General features: G+C 72.7%; 18 protein-coding genes. 14 read left to right on the top strand and 4 right to left on the bottom strand.

The window, feature by feature from the left end:
* Position 1: 1 nt before the first annotated feature.
* Genes AB0J55_RS17135 through mptB form a run of 4 tightly spaced genes read left to right on the top strand, consistent with a single transcriptional unit; the run spans position 2 to position 5,152 of the window.
* Positions 2–1,027, top strand: a complete 1,026-nt coding sequence (locus AB0J55_RS17135; protein ID WP_364248815.1) for an ABC transporter permease — start codon at positions 2–4, stop codon at positions 1,025–1,027.
* On the top strand, positions 1,024–1,920 hold the full coding sequence (locus tag AB0J55_RS17130; protein WP_364248813.1) for an ABC transporter permease: 897 nt from the start codon (positions 1,024–1,026) through the stop codon (positions 1,918–1,920). The genes AB0J55_RS17135 and AB0J55_RS17130 overlap by 4 nt, the downstream gene beginning before the upstream one ends.
* Complete coding sequence (locus AB0J55_RS17125) at positions 1,917–3,569, top strand: ABC transporter ATP-binding protein (protein ID WP_364248811.1); 1,653 nt, start codon at positions 1,917–1,919, stop codon at positions 3,567–3,569. Before AB0J55_RS17130 ends, AB0J55_RS17125 begins: the two co-directional genes overlap by 4 nt.
* 47 nt (positions 3,570–3,616) lie before the next feature.
* Positions 3,617–5,152: a polyprenol phosphomannose-dependent alpha 1,6 mannosyltransferase MptB gene (gene mptB / locus AB0J55_RS17120; RefSeq protein WP_364248809.1), complete on the top strand. Its 1,536-nt coding sequence runs from the start codon at positions 3,617–3,619 to the stop codon at positions 5,150–5,152.
* Here mptB and AB0J55_RS17115 read toward each other — a convergent pair.
* Genes AB0J55_RS17115 through AB0J55_RS17105 form a run of 3 tightly spaced genes read right to left on the bottom strand, consistent with a single transcriptional unit; the run spans position 5,149 to position 8,362 of the window.
* Complete coding sequence (locus AB0J55_RS17115) at positions 5,149–5,550, bottom strand: TIGR03668 family PPOX class F420-dependent oxidoreductase (RefSeq protein ID WP_364248808.1); 402 nt, start codon at positions 5,548–5,550, stop codon at positions 5,149–5,151. The two genes, mptB and AB0J55_RS17115, sit on opposite strands and share 4 nt — an antisense overlap.
* A complete protein-coding gene (locus tag AB0J55_RS17110; RefSeq protein WP_364248806.1) occupies positions 5,547–6,446 on the bottom strand; it encodes an LD-carboxypeptidase in 900 nt (299 codons plus the stop codon). Before AB0J55_RS17110 ends, AB0J55_RS17115 begins: the two co-directional genes overlap by 4 nt.
* On the bottom strand, positions 6,443–8,362 hold the full coding sequence (locus AB0J55_RS17105) for a prolyl oligopeptidase family serine peptidase (RefSeq protein WP_364248804.1): 1,920 nt from the start codon (positions 8,360–8,362) through the stop codon (positions 6,443–6,445). The genes AB0J55_RS17110 and AB0J55_RS17105 overlap by 4 nt, the downstream gene beginning before the upstream one ends.
* A 77-nt stretch (positions 8,363–8,439) precedes the next feature.
* On the opposite strand from AB0J55_RS17105, the gene AB0J55_RS17100 reads away from it, so the two are divergent.
* From AB0J55_RS17100 to AB0J55_RS17070, 7 genes are all read left to right on the top strand, one after another.
* A complete protein-coding gene (locus AB0J55_RS17100; RefSeq protein WP_364248802.1) occupies positions 8,440–9,015 on the top strand; it encodes a DUF3090 domain-containing protein in 576 nt (191 codons plus the stop codon).
* A 2-nt stretch (positions 9,016–9,017) separates the two neighbouring features.
* Positions 9,018–9,815: an SCO1664 family protein gene (locus AB0J55_RS17095; protein ID WP_364248800.1), complete on the top strand. Its 798-nt coding sequence runs from the start codon at positions 9,018–9,020 to the stop codon at positions 9,813–9,815.
* The gene (locus tag AB0J55_RS17090; protein WP_364248798.1) at positions 9,800–10,687 is read left to right on the top strand and encodes an aminoglycoside phosphotransferase family protein; all 888 of its coding nucleotides are present in this window, start codon (positions 9,800–9,802) and stop codon (positions 10,685–10,687) included. Before AB0J55_RS17095 ends, AB0J55_RS17090 begins: the two co-directional genes overlap by 16 nt.
* 51 nt (positions 10,688–10,738) lie before the next feature.
* Positions 10,739–11,551: a DUF3097 domain-containing protein gene (locus AB0J55_RS17085; protein ID WP_364248796.1), complete on the top strand. Its 813-nt coding sequence runs from the start codon at positions 10,739–10,741 to the stop codon at positions 11,549–11,551.
* A gap of 84 nt (positions 11,552–11,635) precedes the next feature.
* Positions 11,636–12,070 carry an NfeD family protein gene (locus tag AB0J55_RS17080; RefSeq protein WP_364248794.1) on the top strand — a complete coding sequence of 145 codons (435 nt, stop codon included), beginning with the start codon at positions 11,636–11,638 and terminating at the stop codon, positions 12,068–12,070.
* Complete coding sequence (locus tag AB0J55_RS17075; RefSeq protein ID WP_364248792.1) at positions 12,067–12,555, top strand: SPFH domain-containing protein; 489 nt, start codon at positions 12,067–12,069, stop codon at positions 12,553–12,555. Before AB0J55_RS17080 ends, AB0J55_RS17075 begins: the two co-directional genes overlap by 4 nt.
* 88 nt (positions 12,556–12,643) lie before the next feature.
* Positions 12,644–13,993: an SPFH domain-containing protein gene (locus tag AB0J55_RS17070; protein ID WP_364249532.1), complete on the top strand. Its 1,350-nt coding sequence runs from the start codon at positions 12,644–12,646 to the stop codon at positions 13,991–13,993.
* Between the two features lie 53 nt (positions 13,994–14,046).
* Here the strand turns inward: AB0J55_RS17070 and AB0J55_RS17065 are convergent, their stop codons facing one another.
* Positions 14,047–15,390: an MFS transporter gene (locus tag AB0J55_RS17065; protein ID WP_364248790.1), complete on the bottom strand. Its 1,344-nt coding sequence runs from the start codon at positions 15,388–15,390 to the stop codon at positions 14,047–14,049.
* Positions 15,391–15,543: 153 nt separating this feature from the next.
* On the opposite strand from AB0J55_RS17065, the gene AB0J55_RS17060 reads away from it, so the two are divergent.
* The 3 genes from AB0J55_RS17060 to AB0J55_RS17050 all read left to right on the top strand — a co-directional run bounded on the left by AB0J55_RS17060 (position 15,544) and on the right by AB0J55_RS17050 (position 17,944).
* The gene (locus AB0J55_RS17060; protein WP_364248788.1) at positions 15,544–15,699 is read left to right on the top strand and encodes a hypothetical protein; all 156 of its coding nucleotides are present in this window, start codon (positions 15,544–15,546) and stop codon (positions 15,697–15,699) included.
* Positions 15,700–15,739: 40 nt separating this feature from the next.
* Positions 15,740–16,360, top strand: coding sequence for a TetR family transcriptional regulator (locus AB0J55_RS17055; RefSeq protein WP_364248786.1), 621 nt, complete (start codon positions 15,740–15,742; stop codon positions 16,358–16,360).
* A gap of 78 nt (positions 16,361–16,438) precedes the next feature.
* Positions 16,439–17,944, top strand: a complete 1,506-nt coding sequence (locus AB0J55_RS17050; RefSeq protein WP_364248784.1) for an FAD-dependent monooxygenase — start codon at positions 16,439–16,441, stop codon at positions 17,942–17,944.
* Positions 17,945–17,966 lie beyond the last annotated feature (22 nt).

Below are 17,966 nucleotides of genomic sequence, written 5' to 3'. Positions count from 1 at the left end.
CATGACCGCCCCCGAACAAGCCGCGGTGCTCGCCGATCCCGGCGAGCACCGCGGCGGGACCGGCACCGCCCGGTTCGTGCTCAGGAAACTGCTCGAAGCCGTCATCAGCGTCCTGCTGGTGATCGTGCTGTTCTTCTTCCTCTTCCGGATGCTGCCCGGCGACCCGGTCGCGGCGATGACCCGCGACCGCGTCACCAGCCCCCAGCAGATCGCCGAACTGCGCGAGAAGATGGGCGTCGACAAGCCCGTCCTCGTCCAGTTCGGCACCTACTTCTGGAACCTGCTCCACGGCGACCTCGGCGAATCCCGGCTGCTCAACAACGGCCGCCCGGTCGCCGACATGATCGGCGAACGGCTCTGGCCGACCATCCTGCTCGTCGGCAGCGCCACCCTGCTCGCCGTCGTCCTCGGCCTGTGGCTGGGCATCCGCGCCGCCTGGCGCCGCGACAGCCTCTTCGACCGCACCCAGACCGGCATCGCGCTGACCCTGTGGTCGGTCCCGCAGTTCTGGCTCGGCCTGATGCTGCTCGTGGTCACCGGCGGCCTGTTCCCCAGCCGCGGCATGCACTCGCCCGACGCCGCCCCCGACGTGCTGTCCCAGACCCTCGACGTCCTGCACCACCTGGTGCTGCCCTGCGTGACGCTGCTGGCGGTGTTCTACGCCCAGTACATGCTGATCATGCGCTCGTCGCTGCTGGGGGAGATGAACGCCGACTACCTCACCACCGCCCGCGCCAAGGGCCTGCGCGACGACCTCCTCCGCCGCCGCCACGCCGTCCCCAACGCCCTGCTGCCCACCACCACGCTGGTGTTCATGCAGTTCGGCCAGGTCGTCGCGGGCGCGGTCACCGTCGAAGCCGTGTTCAGCTGGCCCGGCCTCGGCCAGCTCACCTACGACGCCCTGCACGGCCCCGACCTGCCGGTCCTGCAGGGCGTGTTCACCGTGCTGGCGAGCGCGGTCGTGCTGATGAACCTGCTCGCGGAACTGCTCTACCGCGTGCTCGACCCGAGGGTGCGTACCTCATGACCACCGCCGAGACGCCCCGGCAGATCGCCTGGGCGCGCCGCCGCGCGTCGCTCGCCCGGACCTGGCGCGAGTTCGCCGCCCAGCGCACCGCGCTCGCCGGGCTCGTCCTGCTCGGCGCCACCGTGCTCGTCGCCCTGCTCCTGCCGCTGATCAGCGACGAGAGCGGCCTCAACGTCACCAAGGCCACCGGGCAGCCGCTGTCCCCGCCCACCGGCGAGTTCTGGCTCGGCACCGACAACTTCGGCCGCTCGGTGCTGCTCATGACCGTCTGGGGCACCCGGATCTCCCTGCTCGTCGGGTTCTCCGCCGCCCTGCTGTCGGTCGTCATCGGCACCCTCATCGGCATCACCGCCGCCCACTTCGGCGGCTGGGTGTCGGCGACCCTGCTGCGGTTCACCGACTTCTTCCTGGTCCTGCCCTCGCTGATCCTCGCCATCGCCCTCTCGGCGGTGCTGCCCAAAGGGGTCGGCACGATCATCGTCGCCATCGGCCTCACCGCCTGGCCCAGCACCGCCCGGCTCGTCCGCGCCCAGACGCTGACCATCGAAAGCCGCCCCTACATCGAGCGCGCCCACGCCCTCGGCGGCGGCCACCTGCACGTCATCGGCCGGCACGTGCTGCCCGGCGTGATGCCGCTGGTCCTGGCCAACACCACCCTGGTCGTGGGCAACGCCGTCATCGCCGACGCGACCCTGTCGTTCCTCGGCGTCGGCGACCCCAACTCCGTCACCTGGGGCCTGGTGCTGGAAAGCGCGCTCAACAACGGCGCCATCAGCCGCGGCGCCTGGTGGAACGTCCTGCCGCCCGGCATCGCCATCGTCCTCGTCGTCCTCTTCTTCACCCTGGTCGGCCGGGGCCTGGAGACCGTGTTCAACCCGAGGTTGAAGAAGTGACCACCCCGCTGCTGCAGCTCCACGACCTGAACGTCACCTACGCGGTGGGGGACACCGACGTCCCCGCCGTCCGCGGCGTCGACCTCACCCTCGCCCCCGGCGGCACCCTCGGCGTCGCCGGCGAATCCGGCTCCGGCAAGTCCACCGTCGCCATGAGCGTGCTGCGGCTGCTCCCGCGCACCGCGAAGATCACCGGCGAGATCCTCCTCGACGGCGAAGACGTCACCGCCATGAAGTGGGGCCGGCTGCGCGCGGTCCGCTGGGCCGAGGCGTCGGTGGTGTTCCAGGGCGCCATGCACGCCCTCAACCCGGTGCGCAAGATCGGCGAGCAGATCGCCGAACCGCTGCGGCTGCACCCACCGTCCGGCAAGGCCCTCACCGACGCCGAGGTCGACGCCCGTGTCGCCGAACTGCTCACCCAGGTCGACCTGCCACCCGGCCGGGCCGGCGCCTACCCCCACGAGCTGTCCGGCGGCCAGAAGCAGCGCGTCATGATCGCCATGGCGCTGGCCTGCTCGCCCCGGCTGATCATCGCCGACGAGCCGACCACCGCCCTCGACGTCATCGTCCAGGCCCAGGTCCTCGCCCTGCTCACCCGGCTGGTCGCCGAACAGCGCATCGGGCTGATCATGATCAGCCACGACCTGTCCGTGCTCGCCGCCACCTGCGAACGCATCGCCGTCATGTACGACGGGCAGATCGTCGAAGAAGGCCCCAGCACCGAGGTGATGGGCTCGCCGAAGCACGAACACACCCGGGCGCTGGCGGCGGCGTTCCCGACGGTCGGCGACCCGGTGTCCCGCTTCGCCCCCGCCACCAGCACCCCGCTGCCACCCGAACCCCCGGACCGGGTGGCGAGCGGGGAGCCGCTGCTGGCCGCGGAAAACCTGCGCGTGTCCTTCCGCGACCGCACCGGCAAGCGCATCGACGCCGTCGCCGGCGTCGACCTCACCGTGTCCCGCGACGAAATCGTCGCCCTGGTCGGGCAGTCCGGCTCCGGCAAGACCACCCTCGCCCGCACCCTGCTCGGCCTGCAGAAACCCGACTCCGGCGTGGTCCGCTACGCCGGGAAACCGGTACCTGCCGGGGGAGCGGGCCGCAAGGCCTACCGCCGCCAGGTCCAGCTCGTCCTGCAGGACCCGACGAGCGCGCTCAACCCGGCCCACACCGTGTACGAGGCCGTCGCCGAAGGCCCGCGGATCCACCGGCTCGCCGACGAACGCGCGGTCGTCCACCGGGCCCTGGAAGCCGCCGAACTGCGGCCGGCGGAGAAGTACGCCGACCGGCTCCCGCACCAGCTCTCCGGCGGCCAGCGCCAGCGCGTCGTCATCGCCGGGGCGCTGGCGCTCGAACCGTCGGTGGTGGTGGCCGACGAACCGGTCGCCTCCCTCGACGCCTCCGTCCGCGGCGAAATCCTCGCGCTGCTGCTGCGGCTGCGGCGCGAACTCGGCCTCGCCGCCCTGGTGATCACCCACGACCTGGGCCTGGCCTGGAACATCGCCGACCGCGTCGCCGTGATGTACCGCGGCGAGCTCGTCGAGACCGGAACCGTCGAACAGGTCCTGCTCGACCCGCAGCACGAATACACGAAGTCCCTGCTGGCCGCCCTGCCCGGCGGGACCGCCCAGCGGCGCACCGTGGAAACCTGATACTGCGGGAACTCCGCACGAGTGCGTTGTGTAATCTCCGAACGGAAATGGCGACCACCACCGACCCCGCACAGACGTCCTCGGCCGGACTGGCCGAGCGGCTCCGCGTGCCCTCGCGATTCCCGTACCGCACGATCGCGATGGGCACGGTCGGCAGCACGCTGCTGATGATCGCCGCCCTCGGTGCCGGCGGCATCCTCATCAAGGACCCGGTGCTCGGCCACGGCCCGCTGTCCTGGGTCCGCTACGGCCACGGCCGCATGCTCGCCAACGCCGTCCTCTACACCGGCTTCGGCCTCGTGGTGTGGGCCTGGGTCCGGCTCGGCCGTTACGTGCTGCTCGGCCGCGTCGGCAGCCGTCCCGTCCTGATCGCGGCCGGCTGCTGGATGGCGCCGCTGCTGGTCTCGCCGCCGCTGTTCACCCGCGACGTCTTCTCCTACCTCGGCCAGGGCGCCCAGCTGCTCTACGGGCTCGACCCGTACGCCAACGGCCCCGCCGAGCTCGACGTGCTGCCGAACGTGGTGCAGAACGTCCACCCGCTCTGGCAGACCACCCCGGCCCCGTACGGGCCGCTGTTCCTGCTCATCTCCAAGGGCGTCGTCGCCACCACCGGCGACAACATGATCCTCGGCGTCATCCTCATGCGCGTGGTGCTGCTGGCCGGCCTGGCGGGGACGCTGTGGGCGCTGCCGCGGCTGGTCAAGCACCTCGGCGGCAAGCTCCCGGTCGCCCTGTGGCTCGCGGTGGCCAGCCCGATGATGGTCATCCACCTCTTCGGCGGCCCGCACAACGACCTGATGATGCTCGCGTTCCTCACCATCGGCGTCCTCGCCGCCCTGGAACGCCGCCACGTCGCCGCGATCGTCCTGGTCACCATCGGCATGCTGATCAAGCCCACCGCGGCGATCGCCCTGCCGTTCCTCGTCTGGATCTGGGCCAACCACCTCGAAGGCGAGTCCAAGGTCCGCAACTTCCTGCGCGCCGGCGCCGCCTCGGTCGGCCTGTTCCTCCCGGTGTTCGTCGCCGGCACGTGGATCTCGCTCGGCTCGCTCAACCTCGGCTGGTGGTCGGGGCTGAAGGCCCCGCAGCTCATCGCGAACTGGCTCAACATCCCCACCGGCATCGGCGAGGTGTTCTACAACCTGGTCCACCTGATCGTGGACGTCCAGGTTTCGCCGTTCGTGACGGTCGCCCGCGCGGCCGGCATGCTCCTGCTGATCGCGATCGGCATCCGCCAGTGGTGGCTCGGCCGCGGCGGCGGCACCGAGGCGGTCTACCGCGCCGGGATCTCGCTCCTGGCCGTGGCGATCCTCATGCCGCCGACCCTGCCGTGGTACCTGACCTGGGGTTTCGTCCTGCTGTCGGCGTTCAAGTGGCAGCCGCGCCACCTGGCGCTCGTGGTCGCGGTCTCGGTGTTCGTGACGCTGGTGTACTACCCGACCGGCGAGCAGGCCCTGTACGACTGGTGGTTCATCGCCGGAGTCGTGCTGGCCAGCCTGTATGCGGCGGCGTCCCTGCTGCGCCCGGACCCCCTCGGCCTGATCGACGCCTGGCGCCGCCCGGAGAAGTTCCTCCGCGACTAGCTCCCCGTCCAGCCGCGCCACGTGTGCACGTCCGTGACCACCACGGCGTGCTCCGGCGGCCGCTCCGCGTACTGCTCGTACTTCGCCACCAGCCACGACGCCGGCTCCGAGCCCGGCGGCAGCACCCGAGCGGTGCCGTCCGCCCGCGCCCACCACAGCCGCGACCAGTCCTCGTCGTAACCGTCGGCCAGGAAGCACACCGCCGGGTTCGCCTCGATGTTGCGCAGGCGGCGCAGCGCCACCGAAGACTTCGGCTTGTGGTCCACCGCGAACACCACCACGTCGCCGCGCACCGCGAACGTCACCGGTACCAGGTGCGGCACCCCGGCCTCCGACACCGTCGCCAGCCGCGCCACCCGCGCGGCGGCGAACCGGTCCCGCGCCGCGTCTGGAGTCACGTCAGCGCCGGCTCGTCGAAGGTCAGCGTCCCCAGGTCCGCGTCCAGCGTCACCGGCACGCCCAGCGGCAACGTCGGCGACGACGCCACGTGCCCGAACCCGAAGTCCGCCACCAGCGGCACCCCCAGCGGCACCAGCCGGTCCGCCACGAGGGCCCGGATGTCCGCCGGGTCGCCGCACGCCGCCCACGACCCCAGGACGATCCCGCGGACCCCGGCGAACCAGCCGCTGCGCAGCAGCTGCGTCAGCATCCGGTCCAGCCGGTACACGCTCTCCGTCACGTCCTCCAGCAGCACCACCGCGTCCCGCGCCGACCCCTGCTCCGGCGTCCCGATCCCCGCCGCCAGCAGCGACAGGTTCCCGCCGGTCAACCGGCCCGACGCCCGGCCCGGCACCAGCGCCGACCCGCCCCGGACCACCAGGTTCCGCTCCGGTTCGAACAGCGCCCGCCGCAGGTGCTCGTGAGCGAAGTCGTCGAACAGCACGCTCGCCGGCATCGGGGAGAACAAACTGGACAGTCCCAAGTGGACGTCCACCGCGCGGTGCAGCGCCGTGACGTCCGACGACCCGGCCAGCACCTTCGGCCCCGCCGCCCGCAGCGCCGCCCAGTCCACCAGGTCCAGCATCCGCTGCACGCCGTAGCCGCCCCGCGCCGCCAGCACGCACCGGACGCCGGGATCCAGCCACGCCTCGGTGAACTCCGCCGCCCGCGCCGCGTCCGGACCGGACAGGTACGGCGGCGAGGCGGGCGACGCACGCACGCACGGCCCGACCCGCACCTCCACGCCCCAGCCCTGCAGCACCGGCAGCGCCTTCTCCAGCAGGTCCGCCGGCACCGGCCCGGCCGGCGCCACCAGCGCCACCGTGTCCCCGGCCCGCAACCGCGGCGGCCTCACCGCGACAGCTCCAGCCGCGCCACACCCGGCGTCTCGAACCCGAACGCCTGGCCGTAGAACGACAACTCCGCCTCCAGCGCCGCCACGATCGTCGCCGCCTGCCGGAATCCGTGCTGCTCCCCGGGGAACCGCTGGTAGGCGTACGGGATGCCGCGCCCGGCCAGTCCGGCCACGAACCGGTCGGCCTGTTCCGGCGGGCAGATCTTGTCCTCGAGGCCCTGCTGGAACAGCACCGGCCCGGCCAGCGCCCCGGCGTTCGCCAGCGGCGAGCGCTCCACGTACCGCTGCCGCGCCGCCGGCAGCGGCCCCACGAGGCCGTCGAGGTACCGGGACTCGAAGTCGTGCGTGTCGCCCTCGGTGCCGGTCCACCCGGCCAGGTCCAGCACCGGGAACATCACCGTGCCGGCCCGGTAGGTCTTCGTCGTCGTCAGCGACGCCGCCGCGGTGAACCCGCCCGCGCTGCCCCCGCGGATCCCCAGCCGGTCGCCGTCGGCCAGCCCGGCCGCCACCAGCGCCTCGGCCACCGCCACGCAGTCGGCCACGTCCACCACGCCCCACTGCTCCCGCAGCCGCTCGCGGTAGGCGCGCCCGAACCCCGTCGACCCGCCGTAGTTCACCGCCGCCACGCCGATCCCGCGGCTGGTGAAGTACGCGATCTCCAGGTCCAGCCCCGGCAGGTGCTGCCCGGTCGGCCCGCCGTGGACGTGCACCAGCAGCGGCGGCCGCTCACCCTCGGGCGCGGCGAAATCCGGGTTCCGCGGCGGGTACAGGACCACGGGCAGGGCCTCGCCGTCCGCTGTGGTGAACACCCGCTCCTGCGGCACCGGCAGGTACGCGTGCGGCAGCTCCGGCTGCGGTGTCAGGTCCGTCACCGCGCCGTCCGGGGAAACCCGCACGACCGCGGCCTCCCGCTCCGGGCCACCGGCGGCGCCCACCACGTCGTCCCCGGCGACCGCGAAGGCGGTCGAAGACCACGCCGTGAGCTCGGCCGCCACCGGCGTCACCGAGCCGTCCGCCTCGTCGAGCACCACCAGCCGCCCCGAGCACAGCACCGCGTGGCGCCCGCCGCCCAGGGCCGCGAACCACCGCGAGCCCGGCTTCCACAGCGGTCCGCCGAGCTCCTGCTCCACCGGAGCGACGTTCACCACCGACCCGTCCAGGCCGATCCGGTGCAGGTTCCACCAGCCGTCCGGGTCCAGCAGCGCCAGCAGCGACGCCGACGTCTCCCATTCGACCTGGCACACCGAGACGTCCGCGCCGCCGGCCAGCACCCGGTGCGGCCCGAACCCGCCGTCCTCGGCGACCGGCGCCACGCACAGTTCGGTGCCGTCCCACGGCATCAGCGGGTGGTCCCAGCCGAACCAGGCCGCGTGCCGCCCGTCCGGCGACAGCTTCGGCACGGTCAGGAACCGGTGGCTCGCGGCCAGCACCCGCTCGCCGCCGCCGTCGAGCCCGATCGCCACCAGCTGCCGCTCGACGTCGGTGGGACGCGGCCCGGTGCTGCGCTCCCGCACCGCCCACACCTCACCCGGCCGCCCGGCCCGCAGATCGCCGTAGCGGACCCCCTGCGGTTCGGCCGGGGACGGCGTGAGGGGCGCCACGCCGGTTTCGCTCTGCGCGTACACGCGCTGATCGGCCCAGTGCGTGAACACCACGACCCCGTCGACCGCCGCCCACGGCCGTCCGCCGTACTCGTGCAGCCGGTTGCGGACGTTCCACGGGGCGGCCAGGACGTCCTCGGTGCCGCCCGGCACCGCCCGGACCAGCGCGACCCGCCCCTGCTCACCGGGCCGCGCCTCGGCCCACCACACTTCTCCGGAGACGACGTCGAGCCACTGCGGGCCGCCACCGGCGGCGGCCACCCCGGCGGCGGTGATGGGCGAAGACCAGGTTCCGTACGGCGAGATCCGAGACACCCCCCGAGGCTAGCGGCCCCGCGAACCAGGGGCGGCGGATGCCGATCATGCGCCGGTGGCCTAGGGTCGTCAGTGCTATGTCTCGCGTAATCCACGTCTTCCGCCAGCCGGATCGGTTCGTCGCCGGCACCGTCGGCGAGCCCGGCGATCGCACGTTCTACCTCCAGGCGTCGGAGGACGTGCGCACGATCAGCGTCACCATCGAAAAACAGCAGGTCGTCGTCCTCGCGGAACGGCTGAGCTCGCTGCTGGAGGAGGTCGCCAGCCGGTTCGGCGCCGACGTGCCCGACGACGCTCCCGACGACCTCGTCGACCTCGACCCCCTCACCGTGCCGGTCGAGGAGGAGTTCCGCGTCGGCACCATGGGGCTGGGCTGGGACGCCGACAGCAGCGCGGTCGTCATCGAACTGCTCGCCATCACCGAAGGCGAGGTCGACGAAACCGTCGTGCTCGACGACACCGAGGAGGGCCCGGACGCGGTCCGCGTCTTCCTCAGCCCGGCCGCCGCCCGCGCCTTCGCCGAGCGCGCCGACCGCGTCGTCAACGCCGGCCGCAAGCCGTGCCCGCTGTGCGGCGAGCCGCTCGACCCGGCCGGGCACATCTGCCCCCGGCAGAACGGCTACCGGCGCGAGACCGACGCGGGCGAAGACTGACCATGACGCCTGTCCCGGCCGACCCCGCCTCCCGCGAACTCGTCACCCACGGCCGCATCGACGTCGAAGGCCGGCTCGTCGACGCCTCCAACGTCACGCTGTTCTGCAACATCGAACTCGACGGCGTCACCGGCCGGGTCGTGTACAAGCCGGTGTCGGGGGAGCGGCCGCTGTGGGACTTCCCCGACGGCACCCTGGCCGGGCGCGAGGTCGCCACCGCGATCATCGCCGACACGACCGGCATCGGCGCGATCCCGCCGACCGTGCTGCGCGACGGCCCGTTCGGCCCCGGCATGGTCCAGCTGTGGGTGGAGACCACCGAGGACGACCTGGTGGAGGTCCTGCCGCCCGCCGACGTGCCCGACGGCTGGCGCGTGGTCCTGCACGCCCACGACCGGGCCGGCGAGCCCGCGGTCCTGGCCCACGCCGACCACCCCGGCCTGCGCGACCTCGCCGTGCTCGACATCGTCACCAACAACACCGACCGCAAGGGCGGGCACCTGCTGCCCGGCACCGACGGCCGCGTCTACGGCGTCGACCACGGCATCTGCCTGCACACCGACCCCAAGCTGCGGACCGTCCTGTGGGGCTGGATCGGCGAGCCGGTGCCGCCCGACACCGTCGAGAAGCTGCGCAAGCTGCGCTCGGAACTCGACGGCGGCCTCGGCCGGACCCTCGCCGAGCACATCACGAAGCTCGAAATCCGCGCACTGGCCGAACGCACCGACGTGCTGCTCGCCGAGGGCATCTTCCCCGAACCCGGCGACGACTGGCGCGCGATCCCGTGGCCCCTGTTCTGATCGACGACGCCGCCCGCGCGCGGCTGGCCGGCCGTTTCGGCGCCGAGCTGGCCGGACCGTGGTGCGACGCGCTGCCGGACCTGGTCGCCCGGCTGGCCGCGAAGTGGGGCCTGACCGTCCGCGAAGCCCGGCCCGGCAACACCGGCCGCACCCTGCTGTGCACCGGCCCGGCCGGTGAGCTGCAGGTCCTCAAGCTGACCCCCGACCACGAAGTCGCCCGCCTGGAGTTCGCCGGGCTGCAGGCGTGGAAGGGCTGCTCGCGGGCGGTGCAGGTGCTCGACACCGACCTGGACGTCGGGGCGATCCTGCTCGAAGGCCTGGTCCCCGGCACCGAACTGCGCGGCCGGGACGTCCCGTGGCCGCAGGTCGGGCGCCTGCTCACCGAGCTGCACAGCGTGCCGCCCCCGGCCGGCCTGCCGCCGCTGACCGAGCGCGTGACGTTCATGTACGACATCACCGAGCGGACCCTCGCGGAGTCCGCGGCCGGGCACCTCCTGCCGCCCGGGCTCCTCGCGGAAGCCCGCGGCCGGGCCCTGGCCCTGGCCGGGGACGGCCCGGTCGCGGTCGTCCACGGCGACCTGCACCCCGGCAACGTCCTCGACGCCGGCCCCCGCCGCGGCCTGGTCGCCATCGACCCGCGCCCGAGCGTCGGCGACCCGGCGTTCGACCTCGCCGACTGGCTCTACCTGCCCCTGGCCGCGGGCGGCACCGTCGACGACGGCATCGAGGCGCTCCGCCCCCACCTGCCCGGCCTCGACGCCGGGCGGGCCCGCGCGTGGTGCGCCGCGCTGGCTCCGCTGGCCGCCCTCGCCCCGCTGCGCCGGGGTGAGCGCACGCCGTTCACCGATGCCCTGCTGGAGATGGCCCGCTGACCGGCGTGGCATGACCCGCCGCGGCCGTCACCGCCGCTAGGTTCCCAGGTCGTGCGCTCCCACTCCTATGACGACGTGCTCGCCGGCCCCCGCCGCAGGAAGGTGCCGGAGGTCCCCGCCGAACCCGGTCTGGTCGTCGAGGACCCGGCCAGCGGCTACTGCGGCGCGGTGGTGAAGATCGAGTACGGGAACGTCGTGCTCGAAGACGCCAAGGGCCGCCACCGCGTCTTCCCGCTCGCCCCCGCCGGGTTCCTGCTGGAAGGCAAGCCGGTCACCCTCGTCCCGGTGAAGACGGTGAAAGCCCCGGTCAAGCAGGTGTCGGCGTCCGGATCGGTGAAGGTGCAGGGTCTGCAGGCCCGCGTCGCCCGCGACTCCCGCATCTGGGTCGAAGGCAAGCACGACGCCGAGCTCGTCGAGCGCGTCTGGGGCCACGACCTGCGCGTCGAAGGCGTCGTCGTCGAGCCGCTCGACGGTGTCGACGTGCTCGCCGACCGGATCGCGGAGTTCGGCACCGGGCCCGGCCGCCGGCTCGGCGTGCTGGTCGACCACCTGGTGCCCGGCAGCAAGGAGTCCCGGCTCGTGGAGGCCGTCCGGGACGAGAACGTGCTGGTCACCGGCCACCCCTACATCGACGTGTGGGAAGCCGTGCGGCCGGAGGCGGTCGGGATCAGGGCGTGGCCGAAGATCCCCCGCGGCACCGAGTGGAAGCAGGGCATCTGCGACGCGCTCGGCTGGGGGCAACCTTTCGAAGGCTGGCAGCGTGTCCTGAGCGGGGTGAGCAGTTTCCGCGACCTCGAGACCCCGCTCATCGGGGCCGTGGAGCGGCTCATCGACTTCGTCACCGAACCGGCGGAAGAGGGCTGAATGTCCGTTTTGTCCAAGGTCACGCGAAGGTTACGTCCCGTCACTGCTCCGGTGCGAACCGGCGCGATCTGAGAGCATGAAGCCATGGCTTGGGCACTGGTCTGGTTGATCGTCGGCATCGCCCTGATGATCGCCGAAGTCGTCTCCGGCGACTTCGTGCTGATCATGCTGGGCGTCGCCGCGCTGTTCGGCGCCGGGGCCGAGGTCCTCACCGGGAACCTGCTCGTCGACGTCGCCGTGTTCGCGGTCGCCTCGGTCGGCATGCTCCTGCTGGTCCGCCCCGCCCTCAAGCGGCGCCTGCTGTCCGGGCCGGCCCACCACACCGGCATCGACGCGCTGATCGGCGCCCGCGCCGTCGTGTTGTCCACAGTGGACGCCGAGGCGGGCCAGGTCAAGCTGGGCGGCGACGTCTGGTCGGCCCGCAGCCTGGGGGAGCACCTCCCGCCGATCCAGCCCGGCACCTCGGTCACCGTCGTCGAGATCTCCGGCGCGACGGCCGTCGTGTCGGCCGAGCCGTGAGCCTGGGGCTCGTCATCGTCGGCGACGGCCACGCCGCGGTGATCGAACGCGGCGGGAAGTTCCGCACCGTGCTCGGCCCCGGCCGCCACTTCGTGCTCCCGTTCGCCGACCGGGTCCGGGCCCGCGTCGACCTGGGCGAACAGATCCTGTCCGCCCCGCCCCGGCCGGTCGAGGCCGGCGACGGGCAGGACGTCCTCATCGGCTTCGAGGTCACCTTCGCGGTGACCGACCCGCGCCTGGCCGCCTACGGGATCTCGAACCCGGCGCTGGCGATCGAGCAGCTGACCCGCACCGCGCTGCGGCAGGAAGCCGGCCTGACCACGGCCGAGCGCGCCGTCACCGCGCCGGGCGACCTGCACCGTACAGTGTGGACGGTCCTGCACGACACCACCGGCCGCTGGGGCATCACCGCGAAGGAGCTCAAGCTCGCGGTGCGCCCGCCCGCGGCACCCACAACGCCGTCAACCGCGCAAGAATGGTACTAGGTAAGGGGAAAGTCTCTTGACCGGATTCGCGATCGGCTTGGTCATCGCCTTGGTCCTGCTCGTGATCATCACGATAGCCAAGGCGGTCATGGTGGTGCCGCAGGCGCAGTCGGCCGTGATCGAGCGGCTCGGCCGGTTCCGCACGGTCGCCTCGCCCGGCCTCAACATCCTCGTGCCGTTCCTGGACAAGGTGCGCGCCCGGATCGACCTGCGCGAGCAGGTCGTCTCGTTCCCGCCGCAGCCGGTGATCACCGAGGACAACCTGACGGTGTCGATCGACACGGTCGTGTACTTCCAGGTCACCGATTCGCGTGCCGCGGTGTACGAGATCTCCAACTACATCGTCGGTGTCGAGCAGCTGACCACCACCACGCTGCGCAACGTGGTCGGTGGCATGAGCCTCGAGCAGACCCTGACCTCCCGCGACTCCATCAACAGCCAGCTGCGCGGCGTGCTCGACGAAGCCACCGGCCGCTGGGGCATCCGCGTCGCCCGCGTCGAGCTGAAGGCGATCGACCCGCCGCCGTCCATCCAGGACTCGATGGAGAAGCAGATGCGCGCCGACCGCGAGAAGCGCGCGATGATCCTCACCGCGGAAGGTCAGCGGGAGTCGGCGATCAAGACCGCGGAAGGCCAGAAGCAGAGCCAGATCCTCGCCGCCGAAGGTGCCCGGCAGGCGACCATCCTCGCCGCCGAGGCCGAGCGGCAGTCCCGCATCCTGCGGGCCCAGGGTGAACGCGCCGCGCGCTACCTGCAGGCGCAGGGCCAGGCGAAGGCGATCGAGAAGGTGTTCGCCGCGATCAAGGCCGGCCGCCCGACCCCGGAGGTGCTGGCCTACCAGTACCTGCAGACGCTGCCGCAGATGGCCCAGGGCGACGCGAACAAGGTCTGGATGATCCCCAGCGACTACGGCAAGGCCCTCGAAGGCTTCGCCCGCGCGCTCGGCGCCCCGGGCGACGACGGCGTGTTCCGCTACGAGCCGCCGAAGGACGACGACGTCCCGGACAAGGTCGACCTCGAGGACGAAGAGGTCGCCGACTGGTTCGAGACCAAGAGCGACCCGAAGGTCGCCGAGGCCGTCGCGGCCGCGGAAGCGGTGGCGCGCAAGGAGGTCCCGGCGATCGGGGCGCCCTCATCGCCGCCCGTCCGGCCGTCGATCCCGCGCCCGGCCCAGCAGCAGGCCGAGCCGGAGGCCGACGAGGACCGCGGCACGGAGGCGGTGCCCCCGCCGCAGCAGCCGTCGACCCCGAAGAGCGGCCAGCCCGCGCTGCCGCAGCCGCAGGCCCCGGCCGGCCCGCCCCCGGGTGGCCAGTACCAGGGCCCGCCGCCGCAGGCCCCGCCGCCGGGCCAGTTCGGCGGCCCCCAGCAGAACCCGGGCACCGGCCCGTTCCCGCAGCAGCCCCCGTTCGGCGGCCCCCAGGGCGGCCCGCGCCGCTGACGTCCGGCACGCCGAAGGCCGCCACCGAAGGTCGGTGGCGGCCTTCGTTTCGTTCAGCGCTGGTAGACGGTGACGTCGTCGATGTCGGCCTTCGAGCGGTCCTTCAGGAAGATCACGCACAGCACGGTGACCACCGCGGACAGGATGATGTAGCCGGAGATCGCGTACGGCGTCCCGGTCGTGTGCAGCAGCCACGTCGCCAGCAGCGGCGCCGGCCCGCCCGCGAACACCGACGCCAGCTGGTAGCCCAGCCCCGCGCCGCCGTAGCGCAGGTGCGTCGGGAAGCTCTCGCCGATCAGCGCCGCCTGCGGGCCGTACTGCAGCGCGTGCGGGACGAACGACACGACGACCGCGACGAACACCAGCGCGTGGCTGCCGTGCGCCAGGATCGTGAAGTACGGGAACGCGATCAGCCCGGTCAGCACCGCCCCGCACAGGTAGACCCGCTTGCGGCCGAAGGTGTCCGACAGCGAGGAGAACAGCGGGATCAGCGCCAGCTCGCAGGCGGCGCCGACGAGGACGGCGTTGAGCACGAACGTCTTGCTGAAGTCGTGCCGCGACACGACGTAGATCAGCACGTAGCTGGTGAACAGGTAGAACGGCATCTGCTCGCTGAACCGCACGCCGGCCGAGAGCAGGATTTCCCGCCAGTGGTGCCGGATCGCGTCGAGCACCGGGGTGCGGGCGGTCTGCCGGTTCTCGACGAGCTTGGCGAACATCGGCGTCTCGAGGATCTTCAGCCGGATCACCAGGCCGACCGCGACCAGCACCAGGCTGAGCAGGAACGGGATCCGCCAGCCCCAGGAGTCGAACGCGTCGGGGGACAGCGTCGCCGACAGCAGCGTCATGCCGCCGGTGCCCAGCACCAGCCCGACCGGGACACCGATCTGGGCGAAACTGCCGAGCAGCCCGCGTTTGCGCTGGTCACCCCACTCCATGGCAAGCAGCACCGAGCCGCTCCACTCACCGCCGATGGCGATGCCCTGCACCAGCCGCAGCAGCACCAGGATCAGCGGCGCGGCGATCCCGATCGCGGACGTCCCGGGCAGCATCCCGACCACGCCGGAGGAGATGCCCATCAGCAGCAGCGTGACGATCAGCGTCGCCTTGCGCCCGATCCGGTCGCCCCAGTGCCCGAAGATCGCGGCCCCAACCGGCCGCGCGGCGAACCCGACCGCGTAGGTGGCGAACGACTGCATGGCCCCCGCGTACGCGCTCGAGGCGGGGAAGAACAGGTGCGGGAAGACCAGCGCCGCCGCGGTGTTGTAGAGGAAGAAGTCGTACCACTCGATGGTCGTGCCGATGGCGCTCGCCAGCGCCGCCCGCCGTACCTGCACTCGCCCCGACCTGCTGTCCGGCGCCACCTGGTGAGTGACGCCGTTGTCGCCCAGAACCATCTCGCAACACCTCCGGTGACCGATGTCACACAACAGTGTGACGCGCGTCGACGCTTTCGGCGATCGATGACTCGGTTTCCGTCCGGTGCGTGACGGGGTACCGCGAAAACCAGGGGCTACGACACCGACCGGGGTCCGTCGTGGATCGCCTGGGTGCGGTTCTCCAAGACGTGGCGGACCGCCTACGTCCACGGCCGGGAGCTGCGCCGGTGGCCGGGGCAGTGGGACGCCAACTTCGTCGACGACGACGCAGCCGCCCGCTACGCCGCTTTCCTCGGCGGCGCGCCCGACACCAAACTTGCCGGCTAGGCAACTTTGCAGATTCGGCAAACTTCGGTACCGTGAAGCCATGGACACCGGACACGGCCTGCGCGAGCGCAAGAAGCACGAAACGCGCATCGCGCTGAGCTGGGCGGCGATCCGGCTGACCGTCGAGCGCGGGTTCGACAACGTCCGGATCGAAGACATCGCCGCCGAAGCCGGGGTGTCCACCCGGACCTTCAGCAACTACTTCGGCAGCAAGGGCGAGGCCATCGTGGCCCGCCACCACGACCGGGCCCGCTCGATCGCCGCCGCGCTGCGGGAACGGCCGGACGGCGAGCCGATCTGGGAGGCCATCACCCAGGCCGCGCTCGCCGGGTTCGCCCTCGGCGAACCCATGCCCGGCAAGGGGATCCCGGACCAGGCGTGGGTGGAGGGGCTGCGGCTGATGGTCGCCGAACCCGCGCTGCAGGGCGAGTTCCAGAAGGCCGGCGCGGCCGCCGAAGCCGAGTTCGCGCTCGTCGTCGCCGAACGCACCGGCACCGATGCCACCCGGGACGTCTACCCGCGGCTCGTCGCGGGCGTCGTCGGGGCCGCGCTCAACGTCGTCACCCAGCAGTGGCTCGTCGCCGAGCCGTCGCAGTCGCTGGAAAGCATCCTGCGGGACGTGTTCGGGCGGCTCGCCGCCGGCCTGCCCGCCCCGCGCTAGACCACGCCGCACTCATGCCCGCGTGCGCCGGGCTTCTTCGGCGTGCCCATTTTCCCTGCCACCACAAGGAGTTCCGTCATGGAAGACGTCGTCATCGCCGGAGCCGGCCCCAACGGCCTCATGCTCGCCTGCGAACTCGCCCTCGCCGGCATCCGGCCACTGGTCCTGGAACGGCTGCCCGAGCCGACCACCGAAAACCGCGCCAACGGCCTCGTCGGCCAGGTCGTCCGCCTCCTCGACCGCCGCGGCCTGCACGAACGCCTCGCCGGGCCGATCGGGCCACCCGTGCCCGGCTTCGTCTTCGGCGCGATGCGCCTGGACCTCACCCTCGCCGAGCGCAATCCGCTCCACGTCCTCGGCGTGCCGCAACGCCGCATCGCGGCGATGCTCGAGGAACGCGCCGCCGAACTCGGCGTCGAGATCCGGCGCGGGCACGAGCTCGCCGGCCTCGCCCAGGACGCCGACGCGGTCACCCTCGAGGTCACCGGTCCGGACGGGCCCTACCGGCTGCAGACCCGGTACCACGTCGGCGCCGACGGCGGACGCAGCGTCACCCGCAAGATCGCCGGAATCGGCTTCCCCGGTGTCACCGACGACCGCACCGTCTCCCACTCCGCGAACGCGACCGTGCCGGCGGAGTTCACGGACCCGGAATCCGGCGGGCTGCGGATACCGGGCCGCGGCGTGATCCCGCCGTTCTTCCACTACCGCACCGAAAACGGCCTGTTCGCCTACGCGCCGTTCCCGGCGGGCACCCTCGTCACCGCGATGGAGTGGACCGGCGACGAAGGGTCCGACGACGAACCGCCGATGTCCCTCGGCGAGGTGCGCGCGAGCATCCGGCGCGTCCTCGGGTTCGACCTGCCCCTCGGCGAGCCCGAAGGGGCGGGGCCGCACCTGCTGCGGCGGTTGCGCGGGCGCAACACACGGCTGGCCGAAAAGTTCCGCGAAGGGCGCGTTCTGCTGGTCGGCGACGCCGCGCACGTCCACTCCGCGATCGGCGGTCCCGGCCTCAACCTCGGCCTGCAGGACGCCGCCGGTCTCGGCTGGAAGCTCGCCGCCACGCTGCACGGCTGGGCGCCGGAGGGGCTGCTCGACACCTACGAAAGCGAACGCCGTCCGGTCGCCGAGCGCGTGGTCATGCACACCCAGGCCCAATCCGCGCTCATCGCCCCGGGCGGGGACGTCACGGCGCTGCGCGAGTTGTTCGGCGAGCTGTTGCGGCTCCCGAGCACGGTGCAGCACATCGCGGATCTCATGTCCGGCGCCGACGTCCGCTACGAACCGGCCACCGGCCACCCGCTGGACGGCCGCTGGGCGCCGGACCTCGTGCCCGCCGAGCTGACCCGGACGGCCCGCCCGGTGCTGCTGGACTTCACCGGCTCGCTCGGCGACGAGCTGCGCGGCTGGGGCGACCGGGTCGATCTGGTCCCCGGCACCGCGCAGGACGACGTGACCGCGCTGCTGGTCCGGCCCGACGGGTACGTGGCCTGGGCGACCAGCTCGGCCACCCCGGACGACGCGGACCGCAAAGCCCTGCGGACCGCTCTCGAACGCTGGTTCGGCGACCCCCTTGACGCGTAGGAGATCTCCTACGTAATGTCGG

Origin of the sequence: Amycolatopsis sp. NPDC049688, assembly GCF_040674975.1 — a bacterium.
Taxonomy (GTDB): domain Bacteria; phylum Actinomycetota; class Actinomycetes; order Mycobacteriales; family Pseudonocardiaceae; genus Amycolatopsis.
This window is presented reverse-complemented; position numbering and strand designations above follow the sequence as displayed.